This window comes from Leifsonia poae (genome assembly GCF_020009625.1).
Lineage (GTDB): Bacteria > Actinomycetota > Actinomycetes > Actinomycetales > Microbacteriaceae > Leifsonia > Leifsonia poae_A.
Genome location: NZ_JAIHLP010000002.1, coordinates 3,142,324 through 3,157,784, shown reverse-complemented (window position 1 = coordinate 3,157,784; position 15,461 = coordinate 3,142,324). Strand labels below are relative to the sequence as shown.

Annotated in this window: 12 protein-coding genes; 4 read left to right on the top strand and 8 right to left on the bottom strand. The window is 67.1% G+C overall.

Translation table 11 applies throughout. The features are described from left to right. Window positions 1–45: 45 nt before the first annotated feature. The 3 genes from K5L49_RS15875 to K5L49_RS15865 all read right to left on the bottom strand — a co-directional run bounded on the left by K5L49_RS15875 (window position 46) and on the right by K5L49_RS15865 (window position 4,199). A complete protein-coding gene (locus K5L49_RS15875; RefSeq protein ID WP_223694232.1) occupies window positions 46–1,293 on the bottom strand; it encodes a sodium:proton exchanger in 1,248 nt (415 codons plus the stop codon). Between the two features lie 356 nt (window positions 1,294–1,649). Next, on the bottom strand, window positions 1,650–2,813 hold the full coding sequence (locus K5L49_RS15870) for a cystathionine gamma-synthase (RefSeq protein ID WP_223694230.1): 1,164 nt from the start codon (window positions 2,811–2,813) through the stop codon (window positions 1,650–1,652). 21 nt (window positions 2,814–2,834) lie between these two features. Beyond that, on the bottom strand, window positions 2,835–4,199 hold the full coding sequence (locus K5L49_RS15865) for a cystathionine beta-synthase (protein ID WP_223694228.1): 1,365 nt from the start codon (window positions 4,197–4,199) through the stop codon (window positions 2,835–2,837). A 92-nt stretch (window positions 4,200–4,291) separates the two neighbouring features. Here K5L49_RS15865 and K5L49_RS15860 point away from each other — a divergent pair, with 92 nt between their 5' ends. Continuing rightward, entirely contained in the window at window positions 4,292–4,960 is a 669-nt protein-coding gene (locus K5L49_RS15860; RefSeq protein WP_223694226.1) for a metal-dependent transcriptional regulator, read from the top strand. Between the two features lie 45 nt (window positions 4,961–5,005). On the opposite strand, the gene K5L49_RS15855 is transcribed toward K5L49_RS15860, so the two are convergent. The 5 genes from K5L49_RS15855 to K5L49_RS15835 form a co-directional block, all read right to left on the bottom strand. Beyond that, a complete protein-coding gene (locus tag K5L49_RS15855) occupies window positions 5,006–6,250 on the bottom strand; it encodes an Nramp family divalent metal transporter (RefSeq protein ID WP_223694225.1) in 1,245 nt (414 codons plus the stop codon). A gap of 47 nt (window positions 6,251–6,297) precedes the next feature. Beyond that, entirely contained in the window at window positions 6,298–7,722 is a 1,425-nt protein-coding gene (locus tag K5L49_RS15850) for a mechanosensitive ion channel domain-containing protein (RefSeq protein WP_223694223.1), read from the bottom strand. Continuing rightward, window positions 7,715–9,061, bottom strand: a complete 1,347-nt coding sequence (locus tag K5L49_RS15845; RefSeq protein ID WP_223694221.1) for an adenylate/guanylate cyclase domain-containing protein — start codon at window positions 9,059–9,061, stop codon at window positions 7,715–7,717. The genes K5L49_RS15850 and K5L49_RS15845 overlap by 8 nt, the downstream gene beginning before the upstream one ends. 62 nt (window positions 9,062–9,123) lie before the next feature. Continuing rightward, window positions 9,124–9,945, bottom strand: a complete 822-nt coding sequence (locus tag K5L49_RS15840; RefSeq protein ID WP_223694219.1) for a hypothetical protein — start codon at window positions 9,943–9,945, stop codon at window positions 9,124–9,126. Between the two features lie 107 nt (window positions 9,946–10,052). Next, window positions 10,053–11,936: an ABC transporter ATP-binding protein gene (locus K5L49_RS15835; protein WP_374107692.1), complete on the bottom strand. Its 1,884-nt coding sequence runs from the start codon at window positions 11,934–11,936 to the stop codon at window positions 10,053–10,055. A 212-nt stretch (window positions 11,937–12,148) separates the two neighbouring features. On the opposite strand from K5L49_RS15835, the gene K5L49_RS15830 reads away from it, so the two are divergent. From K5L49_RS15830 to K5L49_RS15820, 3 genes are all read left to right on the top strand, one after another. Next, a complete protein-coding gene (locus K5L49_RS15830) occupies window positions 12,149–13,435 on the top strand; it encodes an ABC transporter substrate-binding protein (RefSeq protein WP_223694217.1) in 1,287 nt (428 codons plus the stop codon). A gap of 79 nt (window positions 13,436–13,514) precedes the next feature. Next, window positions 13,515–14,546, top strand: a complete 1,032-nt coding sequence (locus K5L49_RS15825; RefSeq protein WP_223694214.1) for a carbohydrate ABC transporter permease — start codon at window positions 13,515–13,517, stop codon at window positions 14,544–14,546. Then, the gene (locus K5L49_RS15820) at window positions 14,543–15,457 is read left to right on the top strand and encodes a carbohydrate ABC transporter permease (protein WP_223694213.1); all 915 of its coding nucleotides are present in this window, start codon (window positions 14,543–14,545) and stop codon (window positions 15,455–15,457) included. The genes K5L49_RS15825 and K5L49_RS15820 overlap by 4 nt, the downstream gene beginning before the upstream one ends. The last annotated feature ends 4 nt before the right edge of the window (window positions 15,458–15,461 follow it).

Here is a 15,461-nt window from a genome sequence, read left to right as displayed (position 1 = left end):
GCCATGCGCGCCACGATAGGCGCGTTCGGTCGGCGGAGGAAGCGGTCAGGGGGTTCGCTCGAACCGGAACGGCGCCGCGAGCGTTCGGCCGAGCACGCGCCAGCGCAGCGCGAACAGCACGATCGCGACCACCGCATAGACCGCAGAGACCACGAGTCTCGCCTCGGTGGAGGTGAACACGAACGTGGTGGCGAACAGCAGGAACAGGGCGACGGCCCAGCGTCCGCTGAACCGCAGCGTCAGCAGGATCGCCACACCCAGAACGGTCTGGGCCGCCGTGAGCACGAACTCCTCCACCTGTCGGCCGTCCATCGGCAGGGCAAACCCTCCACCGCCGATCAGGTGCGCGATCGGCAGGGTTCCGACGAGGGCTGTCCACTGGTTCACCTTGCTGGCGAGCAGAATGCCGACCCCCATCGCCGCCTTCCCCCGCACCGCGAAGATCGTTGCGATCACGAACTCGGGCGCCTCCGAGGCAAGCGGCGCCAGCCACTGCACCAGCAGGAAGTCGTCGATGCCGAGGGCACGGCCGCCGGCCACGAGGCTCTGCGCGAACGGTTCGGCGAGAAGCAGGATGATGGCGGCCGAGACGGCGAAGATCCCGATCACCGTCGCACGACGCGCGGTCTTCGGCAGGGTTCCGATGCTCTGCGCCACTCCGACCAGCTCGGGCTCGTCGCTCTCACCCGTCGACACACGCCAGAGGTAGAACGCGAAGAGCGCGAGCAGCACGACGCCGAGCACGACGTGGATCTGCCCGGTGAGCGGGATGAGCAGCGTCAGCACCGAAGCGACCAGCAGCAGTCCCAGCTCCACCCGGTTGCCCGACGGCAATCGCACGGCGAACGGCTTCGCCTGCACATCCGGGTCGATCGGCGACCGGCGCCGGCGAGCCGCGCGGAACGTCATGAAGGCGACGAGCAGGATGAACGGCCAGCCGAACCCGAGCAGCAGCCGGTTCGACCCGGTCATGTTCGCAGCCGCATACGCCGCCTGCGACGGGTCGGAGCCGGCGCTGAAAGCGAAGTACAGGTCGATCGCATACTCGGGAAGAATCGCGACGATCGCCAGGAGACCGACCGCGAGCCCGCCCGAGATGTCCACCTCCGCTGCCTCCCCCGCCCAGGCGAGCGCGAACGCGGCCGCCACGATCGCGACACCGAACGAGAGCACGCCGACCAGCGGGGGCAGCTGAACTCCGGTGAGCCGCAGCGCCACGCCCTGGGCGGCGATGAGCCCGACGATGCCGAGGGGGAGGACGAGCCGGCGGAGCCGGGGATGCGATGCCGTCATGGCAGACCTTTCGATCGCACGACGACCGGAAGGAAGGCAGGAGGAAGCTCCGGTCGCCGTCGGTGGCTGACCGAAGGTCTCGCTCGCCCGCACGGCCGACGCCGGCGCGGGTGGCACGCCGGGCCGGGTTTGGAACCGGCCAGTATGTCGACGTACCGCTTGCCTCACAGGAGGCGGGAGCTACTCCCCTTCGATGCCTCCATCCTGGCAAACCGGAGCTCGTTCCTGTGAGCCGGCCGGGCATTTTCGCAGCGTTCAGCCCACCCTGATTCCGGCGCTCGGTCGGCCGTCACTCGGCGTTCGGCCGGCCGTCACCCACGCATCGGGTCGACCGAAGAGAGAAGTTCCCGCGGCCGCTATGCGCGGCCGGCGATCTTCTCCAGCGCCTGCTCCACATCGGCGATCAGGTCTGCTGCGTCCTCGATGCCCACCGAGAGGCGGATGACGTTGTCCGGCACCTCTAGCTCGGTGCCACGCACCGAGGCGTGGGTCATCTCGGAGGGGTAGCCGATGAGCGACTCGACGCCCCCGAGCGACTCGGCGAGCTGGAAGACCTCGGTCGCCTCGGCGAACGCCTTCGCCGCCTCCGCGCCACCGACGAGCGCGACGGAGAGCATGCCGCCGAAGCCGCTCATCTGCCGTGCCGCAAGCTCGTGGCCGGGGTGATGGGCGAGTCCGGGGTAGTAGACGGCCTGGATGGCAGGATGCCCGACGAGACGCTCGGCGACGGCCTGCGCGTTCGCGCTGTGGCGCTGCATCCGCACCGCCAGGGTCTTGATGCCGCGGGTCGTGAGCCAGGCATCCATCGGGCCGGAGACCGCGCCGGCCGCGAACTGGACGAACTGCACCTTGTCGGCGAGCTCATCGTCGTCGATCACCACGGCGCCGCCGACCACATCGGAGTGCCCGCCCAAATACTTGGTGGTGGAGTGCACCACCACATCGGCACCGAGCGCGAGCGGCTGTTGAAGCGCCGGCGACGCGAACGTGTTGTCCACCACGACGATGGCGCCGACCTCATGCCCGAGCTCGGCGAGCGCCGCGACATCGCTGATCTTCATGAGCGGATTGCTCGGGGTCTCGATCCAGAGAATGCGGGTCCCGTCGACGGCGAGCGCCTCGCGCACGGCGGAGAGGTCACCCAGATCCACCGTCGTGTTGCGCACACCCCAGGCACCGTGGACACGGTTGATGAGCCGGTGCGTTCCGCCGTAGACGTCGTTGCCGAGAACGACGTGGTCGCCCGGCTGCAGCACGGCGCGCAGCAGCGCGTCTTCGGCGGCGAGGCCCGACGAGAACGACAGCGCGCGCTTGCCGCCCTCGAGCGAGGCGAGCAGGGTTTCGAGGGAGGTGCGGGTCGGGTTGCCCCCGCGGCTGTATTCGTAGCCTCCTCGCAGACCGCCGACGCCGTCTTGTACGAACGTGGAGGTCTGGTAGATCGGGGGGATGATCGCACCCGTGGTCGGGTCGAACTCCTGCCCGACATGGATGGCGCGCGTGGAGAAACCGTGGTCTGTCATGGAGTGAGTTGCTTTCCGGATCTATTCGCTGAGGAAGTTGAGGAGGTCTTGGCGGGTGAGGACCGAGACGGGTTTGCCGTCTTCGGTCACCAGCAGGGCGTTCACGGTGGCGAGCGCCGCGCGGGCGGCGCTGACCGGTTCGTTCACGCCGATCAGGTCGAGCGGTTCACCGAGGAAGGCTCCGACGCTGTCGCTCATCTGCGCCCGACCGCTGAACACATCGTCGACGAGCGATGTCTCGTCGAGCGCCCCCGCCACTTCGCCCATCACGACGGGCGGTTCGGCCGTGAGCACGGGCAGCTGCGAGACGCCGTACTTGTTCATGATCTCGATGGCGTCCCGCACGGTGTCGGTGGGATGCGCGTGCACGAGGTCGGGCAGGTCGGCCCGCTTCGTGCCGATCACATCGTGCACGGTCGCCTCGTCGGGCACGTCGCTGAACCCGTAGGAGCGCATCCACTTGTCGTTGAAGATCTTGCCCAGGTAGCCTCGACCGCCGTCGGGCAGGATGACGACGACGATGTCGTCGGCGCTGAGGGTCTGAGCGGCGCGCACGGCCGCGACGACCGCCATGCCGCTGGAGCCGCCGACCAGGATGCCTTCCTCGCGGGCGAGCCGGCGGGTCATCTCGAAGGAGTCGGCGTCGGAGACGGCGATCACCTCGTCGACGACACTCGGGTCGTATGCGCCGGGCCAGAAGTCCTCACCGACACCTTCGACGAGGTAGGGCCGGCCGGTGCCGCCCGAGTAGACGGAACCTTCCGGGTCGGCGCCGATGACCTGCACGCGGCCGTCGGAGGCTTCTTTGAGAAAACGGCCCGTGCCGCTGATCGTGCCGCCGGTTCCGACGCCCGCCACCAGGTGGGTGATCCTCTGGTCGGTGTCCCGCCAGATCTCGGGCCCGGTCGTCTCGTAGTGGCTGAGCGGGCCGTTCGGGTTGAAGTACTGGTTGGGCTTGTAGGCGCCCGGGATCTCTGCCGCGAGCCTGTCGGAGACGCTGTAATAGGAGTCCGGGTCTTCGGGGGCCACCGAGGTCGGGGTCACCACCACCTCGGCGCCGTACGCCGTGAGCACATTGCGCTTGTCTTCGCCGACCTTGTCGGGGAGCACGAACACGCAACGGTAGCCGCGCTGCTGGGCAACGAGTGCAAGGCCGACCCCGGTGTTCCCGCTCGTCGGCTCGACGATCGTTCCACCCGGCTTCAGCTGGCCGTCACGCTCGGCGGCATCGATGATGCGTGTCGCGATGCGGTCTTTGGAGGAGCCGCCCGGGTTCAAGTACTCGAGTTTGACGAGCACGGTCGCCGCGACCCCGTCAACGACCTTGTTGAGTTTGACGAGCGGGGTGTTGCCGACCAGATCGACGATGGTCTCTGCGTATTCCACGCCCCCAACCTAACAGCGCACTTCCACATCCCGGAGTTTCATGACGTTCCCTCGCGGCCGTCCCTCTCAGGGGGTGCCCATACAATTGGGTCATGCCCGTGTCTGAACTGTCGACCGTCGCACAGGACTATCTGAAGGTCATCTGGTCGGCCACCGAATGGTCCCACGACCCGATCACCGTGAAGCAGCTGGCCGAACGGCTCGGCGTCCGGGCTGCGACGATCTCCGACGGCATCCGCCGCCTCGCCGATCAGGGGATGCTCGTGCACGAGCCCTACGGCGGCATCGAACTCACTGAGACGGGCCGCCGCAACGCCGTCGCCATGGTGCGCCGTCACCGTCTGCTGGAGACGTTCCTCGTGGAGGAGCTCGGATACGGCTGGGACGAGGTGCACGACGAGGCCGAGGTGCTCGAGCATGCGGTCTCCGACACGCTCATCGAACGCATCGACCGCCGGCTCGGCTTCCCTTCCCGCGACCCGCACGGCGACCCCATCCCGAGCGCCGATGGCACCCCGCACCTGCCGGATGCGACGCCGCTCATGTCTGCCGAGCCGAACGTCCCTCTGCGGGTCACCCGCATCTCGGACGCCGACCCGGCTGTGCTGCGCTACCTCGCCGACCGCGGCATCCTGGTCGACACCGCGCTCACCGTGGATGAGCACCGCGAGTTCGCCGGCGACGTGACGGTGCGCCTCGGCGACGCCGACGTCGTGCTCGGCGCGACGGCCGCCGCCGCCGTCTGGCTCACCCCCGCCTGACCCGCCCCGCTCCCCCTCGTTGAAGGGTGGGGGTGTGGCGTGGGGTCAGACCCAGTCGGCGACGGTGAGGACGACGAGGGCGATGTTCAGGGCGACGACGAGGGCGGCGACCCCGACGCCGAGGAGGCGCGTGCCCCATCCGTCGACGCGATCGCCCATCACCGCGCGCGAGCCGGTGAGCCGCAGCAGCGGGATCATCGCGAACGGAATGCCCAGGCTGAGGAAGACCTGGCTGATCACGAGCGCCCAGGTCGGGTCGACTCCGATCGACAGGATCACGATGGCCGGGATGAGGGTGACGACCCGTCGGGTGAGCAGCGGCACGCGCACTTTGAGCAGCCCCGACATGATGGTGGCGCCGGCGTAGCTGCCCACCGATGTGGAGGCGAGCCCCGAGGCGAGCAGCCCGACCGCGAAGATGACGCCGATCGCGGGGCCGAGCGCGGTGGTGATCGCGGCGTGAGCGCCCTCGATGGTGTCGGTGCCGCCGACCCCGCCGAGCGCGGCTGCGGCGAGCAGGAGCATCGCGATGTTCACGGCGCCGGCGAGGACGAGGGCGGCGACCACATCGATCTTCGTCGCCTTCAGCAGCCGGCGCACGGCGCCAGGGGTCGCGGCTCGTCCGTGCCGGTCGCGGGCGAGGGCGGAATGCAGGTAGATGGCGTGCGGCATCACGGTCGCGCCGAGCATGCTGGCCGCCAGCAGAACGGTCGGCGCCCCGTCGAAGCGGGGAACGAGGCCGTCGGCCGCCGCGCCCCAGTCGACGGGGCTCACGAACAGCCCGGCCAAGAAGCCGACCGCGATGACGCCGAGGAGCCCCACGATGACCATCTCGAACGGGCGCTGACCGCGGCGGGACTGTATCGCCAGGATGCCGATCGATACCACTCCGACGATGAGTCCGCCCAGCGGGAGCGGCAGCCCGAACAGCAGGTTGAGCGCGATGGCCCCGCCGATGACCTCCGCCAGGTCGGTCGCCGCCGCCACGAGTTCGGCCTGCGCCCAGAAGGCGCGTCTGGGGCCGGTGCCGAGTCGCGAGCCGAGCAGCTCCGGGAGGCTGGAACCGGTGACGATGCCGAGTTTCGCGGATTGGTATTGAACGAAGACGGCGATGGCGTTCGCTGCGACGAGCACCCAGACGAGAAGGTAGCCGTATTGTGCGCCGGCCGTGAGGTTCGCGGCAACATTGCCGGGGTCGACGTAGGCGATCGCCGCGACGAATGCCGGACCGAGCAGGAAGAGCAGCCGCGCGGGCGCCGCCGTCTTTCGTTCGTCGACCTCGACCGCCATCAAATCCCCTAACTCGAATGTTAGACCAGCCTAACATTCAAGAGAGGTCACCGCTGGCCGAGCCCTCGCGTCTCGCTCACGTCGCCGCCCGCCTCCTCGGTCATGCTGCGGCGATTGTCGATCGTCTGACCGATCTCGCGGGCCAGCGCAGGGCGTTTGCGCACCAGCTCCTCGAGCACCGGCACAGAGACCGTCACCAGCGTCACATCAGTGGAGGCGACGATCGTGGTGAACAGCTTCTCGCGGGTGAGCGCGGTGAGCCCGACGAACTCATTCTCACCGAGCAGGCCGAGGGGGATCTCGCCGCCGCCCTCCACCGGCGCGCCGAGCCGTGCCGTCCCGAGGGCGATGACGCCCGTCGTCTCCGGGATGGTCCCGGTTCGCTGGATCACCTCCCCCGCTCCGAACCGTTCGAGACGCGCGGAGGCCAGGAAATCCTCGAGCTCGTCCGAAGCCAGATGCAGCGTCGGGGCCACGAGGCGCAGGCAGGCGAGAAGGCGCTCCGGCGTGTTGTAGTCGTCCGTGAGGTCGCCGTCGAGATGGAGGCCGGCGCGACGGGCGGCATACCAGAGCCAGGTCAGGAAGAGCGCGAGCGTCTGCCCTTCCAGCGCCGGTCCGCTCACCGGGATGTTGACCTCGTACTTCGCTCCGCCGATCGGATACGCCGACGGCGCCTCTCCGCGCGCCACCATCGGCAGCTCGCCGGCCACCCGGCGCAGCAGACCGATCACATCCTGTGGTGCGTCGTCCGTGGCGAACGTCAACGTGCTCGACACGCTGTACGGCCCCGGCGCCTTGGAGAGGTTCGTGAACGAGCTGTCGGCGAGCGATCCGTTCGGCACGATCTGGATTCCGTTGCCGGTGTCGATGTGCACAGCCCGCCAGTTGACTTCGATCACCCGGCCCCGCACGCTGCCCGTGTCGAGCCAGTCGCCCAGCCGGAACGGCTGCTCGAACAGCAGGAACAGTCCGGAGACGATCGGGCCGATGGCGTTCTGCAGGGCGAGACCGATCACGATCGAGCTGACGCCGAGCGCGGTGAACAGACCCCCCACATCTGCGCCCCACACCCAGGCGAAGAGCACGGCCAGACTCACGATGATGAGCAGCAGCCGAAGCAGATCGACGAAGATGGAGGGCATCCTCTCCCGCCAGCTGCCGCGTTCGGCGGTGGAGAACAGCACCACGTTCAGCCCGTTGAGCAGCACGAGGATGACCAGGAATCCGAACACGGTCGCCGCGATCTTCGTCCAGGTGAAGTCCTGCTTCGTGAGTGTCACCTGGCTGATCAACAGCAGCAACGCCCCCATCGGCAGCAGGTAGTTGCGCACCAGCCGCACGACTTTGGCCGCCGGATGCCCGCGCCGCGTCAGCCACGCGTTCAGCTCGGTGAGCACCAGCAGCAGCACCGGGAGTCCGATCACCACGATCAGCGCCGGCCAGAACCACGGCTGCTGCGTGATGTCAGACACGGGTCGCCTCCAGGTCGATCCGCCACACCCGCTGCTGCCCGCTCTGCGTCTCGACCTCGCCCGCATCGGTGTATTTCACACTGTCAGGCAGAGCGTCGACGACGCGCTGGGTGAGGTAGACGCCCGGCGTGGCCGACGAATCCTGCACCCGATGCGCGAGGTTCACCGCGTCGCCCCACATGTCGTAGACGACGCTGGTGCGCCCGACCAGACCGCTGGTGACCGTTCCGCTGTCGATTCCCGCCCGCAGCCTCAGCTCGGCGCCGTTCTGCGCGCTGAACCGTTCGAGGATCTTCTGCATCGACAGCGCGAACTCGACCATCCGCCGTGCATTGTCGACCCGGGGGACGGTCAACCCGCAGCTCGCGAGATACCCCTCCTGCCGAGTCGTGCGCACGCGCTCGACACCGTGCCGCTCCGCCGCCTCGTCGAAGCTGCGCACGATGCTGTTCAGCAGCGCCAGTCCTTCAGCGGATTCCTTACCGCGACTGAAGTCGTCGAAGCCGACGATGTCGGCGAACAGCACTGTCACATCCTGGTGGTCTTCGGCGATCGTCTCATCACCCTGCCGGTACCGTTTCGCCACACCCTCCGGCATGAGGGTCAGCAGCAGACGTTCGTGTTCCTCCTGTTCGGCGTCGAGCAGGTCGGCCTTGATCTGCAGGCTGCGTGACAGATCGTTGAAGGCCGCGCCGAGATCGGCGATCTCGTCGTGCGAGCGGGTGTCGACCTGAACACCGACCTCCCCCGCCGAGACGCGGTTCACGCCGTCCAGCAGGCGCCGCAACGGACGCAGGAACACCTGGGCCAGCAGCAGCGAAAGCAGCGAGACCACGAGCACGAGGGCGGCCGTGGAGAGCACGAGGTTGCGGGTGAACTCGGCGACCGGCGCGTACGCCTCCGATGTGTCCATCCGGGCGACGATCACCCAGTTCAGGCCGGGGATGTGCAGCGGGGCGTATGCGGTGAGGTTCTCACCCCCGATGTAGCTCGGCCCTTCCGCCGTGCCGGTCTTGCCTTGCAGCGCCGCGTTCACAGACTGGGTGTTCACCGGTTGCAGCAGCACCGTCCCCTTCACGTCGACGATGCGGTCGGCCAGCTCGGGCGAGGTGCCGCTGCGGATCACGTCCGCCGAATACTGGGCGGGATGCTGCACCAGCATTCGCGACACCGAGCGCATCGTCTTGTCGGGCCCGGCCAAGTACACCTCGCCGGTCTGGCCGAGACCCTGCTTGGCCCAGCCCTTGTTCCCCGTCATCACGTTGTTGATGGTGTCGACATTGATCTGGAACGCCAGAACGCCGGTCAGTTTGCCGTCCGTGCCCACCGGGGAGACCACCCAGATCGTCGGTACGTTCAGCGACGGCAGATACCGGTCGAAGTCCGTGGTGACCGTCGAGTTCAGGGTGTTCGTCTTGAGAACCGACTGGTATGCCCGCTCAGCACCGATTCCTTGTACGGACCGGTCAGCACGTTCGAGCCCAGATCCGTGCCCTTATACGCGGAGTAGACGACGTTTCCTTTGGTATCGAGCAGCAGAGCGTCGTCGAAGTTGAGGTTGCCGACCAGATCGCGGAAGTAGCCGTTGTATTTCGCATTGGCGGCCGACCAGGCACTGCCGTCGCCCGCATCCTGGTTCTCGATCGCTTTGTCGTAGTCGAGCTTGTACGGCGCCGTGTAGTACGACTGCAGATACTGTTCGGCCGGCGTCGTCGGGGTGAAGGCGTTGTCGGCGTACGTCTCGCCGCTCTGCTTGTCGAGCTGCGGGACGAACGTGTTCGCATAGAAGCTGTCGAGCTGCGCTGCGCGATCCGCCGGCACCGTGCTCGTGCCGAGCTCGTCGAAGGCGGCGTTGAACGTCGTGGACGCGTCGATGGCGCTCTGATTGCTCGACCCGAGCACGACCGCCGAGCGCACATTGGCGAAGACACGGGTGATCTCGGCCGCGCGCGTCTCCCGCACGCTGGTGAGCTGATTGAGCGCCGCCTGCTTGAGTGAGCTCGTGGCGTTCACATAACCGATCAGGCCGGTGACGAGCGCCGAGAGGATGCTCACACCGAGCAGCATGATCAGCAGTTTCGACTGGATGCTCAGCCCGCCTCGGCGCCGACGCTTCGACCGTCCGCTCGGGTCGCCTCCGGGCGCGACGGCGCCTTCGCTGGCGGCCGGGTCTGTCGGACCGGTCGGTGTGGACGGTGGTTCTTCGAGAACTGGAGCGGTCACGCGGTCCCCTTTTGCGCACGTGCACAGGTCGCCGGCGAATGGCCGGGAGTCCACTCTAGCCACACCCGTCACACGAATGAAAGCATTAAATCGCCGGGCGCAACCGCCTACTCGTCGAGGACGACCGTCTCCGTCTGCTCCCGGTAGAGCCGGGAGTACACCCCACCGAGCTCCAGCAGCTCCCGATGGGTACCTCGTTCGACCACCTGGCCGTGGTCGACGACGAAGATCACATCCGCCGCGACGATCGTCGACAACCGATGCGCGATCGCGATCGTCGTGCGCCCGCGGGAGGCGGTGTCGAGGGCGACCTGCACCACGCGCTCCGAGATGGAGTCGAGCGCACTCGTCGCTTCGTCGAGGATCAGCACCTCCGGGTTCTTGAGCAGCACACGAGCGATGGCGATGCGCTGCTTCTCGCCGCCGGAGAGCCGGTAGCCGCGCTCCCCCACGAGCGTGTCGTAGCCGTCGGGAAAGCTCGCGATCGTGTCGTGGATGTTCGCGGCCCGGGTGGCGGCCTCGATCTCGAGCTGAGTCGCATCCGGCCGTGCATAGCGCAGGTTCTCGGCGATGGTCGCGTGGAAGAGGTAGGTCTCCTGGCTCACGACACCGATGTGCGACACCAGTGATTCCTGCTGCAGCTCGCGCAGTTCCATCCCGCCGAACAGGATGCGCCCGCTCGTCGCATCGTAGAAGCGCGGGATGAGGTACGAGACGGTGGTCTTGCCTGCGCCCGACGGGCCGACGAACGCCGCGAACTCGCCGCGTTCGATCACGAATGACACATCGTCGAGCGTGTTGCGTTCCTCCAGTCGCGCGTCGGGGTAACGGAACACCACGTGGTCGAACTCCACCCGGCCGAGGCCGCGCTCCGGGTCGACGGGAACCGCATCCGGCCGGTCGGCGATCGCCGGCTTCAGGTCGAGGTACTCGAAGATGCGGGCGAACAGCGCTCCGGACGTCTGCAGGTCGAGCGCCACACGCATCAGCCCGAGCAGGGGGAAGAGCAGCCGCGCCTGCACGGTCGTGAACGCCACGATCGTGCCCGCCGTGATGTCGGTCGCCCCACCGAGCACCAGCCAGCCGGAGACCAGGTACACGATCGCCGGAATCGAGGAGAGGAAGATATTGACCATCGCGAAGAACCACTGCCCGCTCATCGCCTGCGAGACCTGCAACCTGATCTGGTTCTGGTTCTCGTCGTCGTAGCGGCGCACCTCGGTAGCCTGCCGGTTGAAGCTCTTCGAGAGCAGGATGCCCGAGACGCTCAGCGTCTCCTGGGTGATCGCCGTCATGTCCGAGAGCGACTCCTGCGTCCTCGTCGCGATGCGCGCCCGCACTTGGCCGACCCTCCGCTGCGCGATCACGAGCACCGGCATGAGCACAACCGCCACGACGGTGAGCTGCCAGTTGAGCAGCACCATCGCCACGAACGCCGCGATCACGGTGACCGTGTTGCCCAGGATGCTCGACATCGTGTTGGTGAGCACGTTCGAGACGCCCCCGACATCGTTCTGCAGCCGCGACTGGATGATCCCCGTCTTCGTCTTCGTGAAGAAGCTCAGTTCCATGGCCTGCAGATGCGAGAAGAGCCGCACCCTCAGTGCACCCATGACCTTGTTGCCCACGGATGCTGTGAGGTACGTCTGCCACACCCCCAGCAGCGCCGACCCCACGTAGACGATGATCATCAGCACGACCACCGTGATCAACGTCGAGATCTCGGGCTTGCCCGACTTGGGGAACAGGCCGTCGTCGAAGGCGCGCTGAGTGAGGAACGGCGGCACGACCGACAAACCCGCGCCGATCAGCACCAGCACCATCGTGACGACGATCGCTGTCTTGTGCGGGGCGAAGAGGCCGCCGATCCGCCGCATCAGATGCGGGATCTTCGGGGCCGTGGCGTTCAGCGCCTTCTGGGCCTCCGCATCCCCGCCACTCACGCGGCCCCGGCCGCCACCGCCGCCGCCGGCGCCGCGCATCCCACTCATGTTTTCGAGACTAGACCCGTTCGCCCGCACACCCGGCCGACCGCCGCCGTTCGGCGCCGCAAATCCCTGAATGCGCGGCCTGGCCCCCATCCGCGTGACAAAACTGTGATGCAAGCGCTTGACGTAAACGCTTGCACTCCCGGCGGGAAGACGGGTACCTTGGCGGCGAGCGCATCAGCGCGCTCGCACCACGAAGCTCAACGAGGAGTGAAATGAAAGCAGCACGTCTCTCCGTGATTGCCGGAGTCGCTGTCGTCGGCCTCGCATTAGCGGGATGCACCGGCGGGGGATCGTCAGGGGGAAGCGGGGGCGGAGACGCCGCCGCCAACATCTCGGGCAAAGGTCCGATCACCTACGTTCAGGGTAAAGACAACTCCAACGTCGTCCGCCCCCTGATCGACAAATGGAACACGGCGCACCCCGACGAGAAGGTCACCTTCAAGGAGCAGTCCGACCAGGCCGACCAACAGCACGACGACCTCGTGCAGAACTTCCAGGCGAAGAACCCCAACTACGACGTCGTCGACGTCGACGTCGTGTGGACTGCCGAGTTCGCGGCCAAAGGATGGCTGCAGCCGCTCACCGGGGCGCTGAAACTGGACACGTCGAACCTGTTCAAACCGACCATCGCAACGGCCACCTACAACAACACGCTCTTCGCTGCACCGCAGACCTCTGACGGCGGCCTGCTCTATTACCGCACCGACCTCGTCAAGACCCCGCCCACCTCGTGGGACGAGATGATGAGCGACTGCGCGATCGCCAAGGCGAACAAGATCGGCTGCTACGCAGGCCAGTACGCCCAATACGAGGGCCTCACGGTCAACACGGCGGAGGCCATCAACACCGCCGGCGGCACCATCGTCGGCAAGGACGGCAAGACGCCGACCCTCGACACCGCCGACGCCAAGAAGGGGCTGCAGCGCCTCGTCGACGCCTTCAAAGACGGCAACATCCCCGCCGACGCGATCACCTTCCAGGAGGAGCAGGGACGCCAGGCGTTCGAAGCCGGACAGTTGATGTTCCTGCGCAACTGGTCGTACGTGTACAACCTGGCCAAGACCGACGGAAGTTCCGTCGTCAAGGACAAGTTCGCGATCGCCCCGCTTCCCGGTGACGGCAACGGTCAGCCCGGTGCCTCCAGCCTCGGCGGCCACAACGCAGCGATCAGCGTCTACTCGAAGCACAAGACGACCGCCCGCGACTTCATCGCCTTCCTCGAGTCGGAGGAGACGCAGAAGTTCTTCATGACGCAAGGCTCCCTCGCCCCGGTCATCGGCTCGCTGTACACCGACCCCGACCTGGTGAAGCAGTTCGGCTTCCTTCCGACGCTGAAGACGTCGATCGAGAACGCGGTGCCGCGCCCCGTGAGCCCGTTCTACCCGGCTGTCACCAAAGCCATCCAAGACAACGCTTATGCGGCACTGAAGGGTGACAAGACCGTCGACAAGGCCCTGTCGGATATGTCGGCCGCCATCTCGACAGCGAGCGCCGGCTAACCACGGATGAGGCAACCGGGCGGTGGGAACCCTCCCGCCGCCCGGTCTCCCCACCCGATCCGGACCTCGGAGGCTTCACATGTCAGCGTCGAACGTCGTCGCCCCGCCCACCTCGCGCAAACCCAGACAGCAGCGCGCCGGTGTCAAAAAGAACCACGCCCAGGAGGGCCGCTGGGCCTTCTACCTGATCATCCCCACGATCGTGCTGCTGGCGGTCGTCATCGGCTACCCGGTGATCAGCGCCATCATCATGTCCTTCCAGAAGGATGCCGGCCTCGACCCGGCCACCGGACTGTTCGTGCAGGGCGGGTTCGCCGGCTTCCAGAACTACGCCCACTGGCTGTTCCAGCAGTGCGCCGGCCCCAATGGCGAGACCATCGCCTGCCCGCCGGGCAACCTGGGCTCGCAGTTCTGGAACGCGGTCTTCGTCACCTTCTTCTTCACGGTCGTCACCGTCGTGCTCGAGACGGTGCTCGGGATGTGGTTCGCCTTCATCATGAACCGCACCTTCCGGGGCCGTGGCCTCGTGCGCGCCGCCATCCTGGTGCCGTGGGCCATCCCGACCGCCGTCACCGCAAAGCTCTGGTTCTTCATCTTCTCGGTGGCAGGTGTCGCCAACGCGGTGCTCGGGGCGCACATCCTGTGGACCAGCGACGAATGGGCCTCCCGGTTCGCGGTGATCATCGCCGACACCTGGAAGACGACGCCGTTCATGGCGCTGCTCATCCTCGCCGGCCTGCAGATCATCCCCGAAGAGGTCTATGAGGCGGCGAAGGTCGACGGCGCCACCACCTGGCAACGGTTCTGGCGGGTGACCCTGCCGCTGGTGAAACCGGCGCTGCTCGTCGCCGTGCTGTTCCGGGTGCTGGACGCACTGCGCATCTACGACCTGCCGGCCATCCTCACCAACGGGGGTGGTGGCACCGGTAATGCCACGACGACCCTGTCGATCCTCGTCGTCGACCAGATCAGACAGGGCTTCAACAGCGCATCCGCGCTCTCGACGATCACCTTCATCATCATCTTCCTCGTCGCCTTCATCTTCGTGCGCTTCCTCGGCACGAACGTGGTGCGAACGCAGGAAGCACAGCAGAAGGGGGCGAAGGGATGACCACCGTCGCCGGCCCCGCGGCCGCCACCGCCGAAGCCACAAGCCTTCCCCGCACGCGCCGGAAGAGCAGGACCAAATCGCGCACCCGCAACCAGAGCATCCGCACCGGAGTCAGCGCGATCATCATCGTGCTGTGGTGCCTGCTGCCGTTCTACTGGATGGTCGTCACCTCGTTCCGCGACGTCGGGTACACGTTCGAAACGACCCCGCTGCCCACGCACTTCACCTGGGACAACTACGAGACGGCGTTCTCGACCCAATTGGGCAACCACCTCGGACAGGCGCTGCTGAACTCGCTGTTCATCGGCGCGTGCGTCACGATCATCGCCCTCCTCGTCGGAACCTTCGCCGCGTATGCGCTGGCCCGGCTCGACTTCCGGTTCAAAGGCATCGTGCTCGGCATCATTCTGGGCGCTTCGATGTTTCCGGGCGTCGCGCTCATCACGCCGCTGTTCCAGCTGTTCACCAACATCGGCTGGATGGGCCAGTATCAGGCGCTGATCATCCCGGAGATCTCGTTCGTGCTGCCGCTGACGGTCTACACGCTCAACTCGTTCTTCCGCGAGATGCCGTGGGACCTCGAAGAGGCCGCCCGCATCGACGGGTGCACGAGAGTTCAGGCGTTCCGCCGCATCATCCTGCCCCTGGCGGCGCCGGCGGTGTTCACCACGGCCATCCTGGCGTTCATCTCCTCCTGGAACGAATACCTGATCTCCAGTCAGCTGTCGAGCGATGCGACCCAGCCGGTCACCGTGGCCATCGCCTCCTTCGCCGGCAGCCAGCCGCACCAGGAGCCGTACACCGCGGTGATGGCGGCCGGCACGATCGTCACCGTTCCGCTGGTGATCCTGGTGCTGATCTTCCAGCGCCGAATCGTCGCGGGGCTCACCGCCGGCGGCGTGAAGGGCTGAGGCG

Excerpts from the sequence above, each read along its gene's own strand:
- K5L49_RS15875 (WP_223694232.1), bottom strand. The coding sequence starts at position 1,293 with ATGACGGCATCGCATCCCCGGCTCCGCCGGCTCGTCCTCCCCCTCGGC.
- K5L49_RS15870 (WP_223694230.1), bottom strand. The coding sequence starts at position 2,813 with ATGACAGACCACGGTTTCTCCACGCGCGCCATCCATGTCGGGCAGGAG.
- K5L49_RS15860 (WP_223694226.1), top strand. The coding sequence starts at position 4,292 with ATGCCCGTGTCTGAACTGTCGACCGTCGCACAGGACTATCTGAAGGTC.
- K5L49_RS15855 (WP_223694225.1), bottom strand. The coding sequence starts at position 6,250 with ATGGCGGTCGAGGTCGACGAACGAAAGACGGCGGCGCCCGCGCGGCTG.
- K5L49_RS15835 (WP_374107692.1), bottom strand. The coding sequence starts at position 11,936 with ATGAGTGGGATGCGCGGCGCCGGCGGCGGCGGTGGCGGCCGGGGCCGC.
- K5L49_RS15830 (WP_223694217.1), top strand. The coding sequence starts at position 12,149 with ATGAAAGCAGCACGTCTCTCCGTGATTGCCGGAGTCGCTGTCGTCGGC.
- K5L49_RS15825 (WP_223694214.1), top strand. The coding sequence starts at position 13,515 with ATGTCAGCGTCGAACGTCGTCGCCCCGCCCACCTCGCGCAAACCCAGA.
- K5L49_RS15820 (WP_223694213.1), top strand. The coding sequence starts at position 14,543 with ATGACCACCGTCGCCGGCCCCGCGGCCGCCACCGCCGAAGCCACAAGC.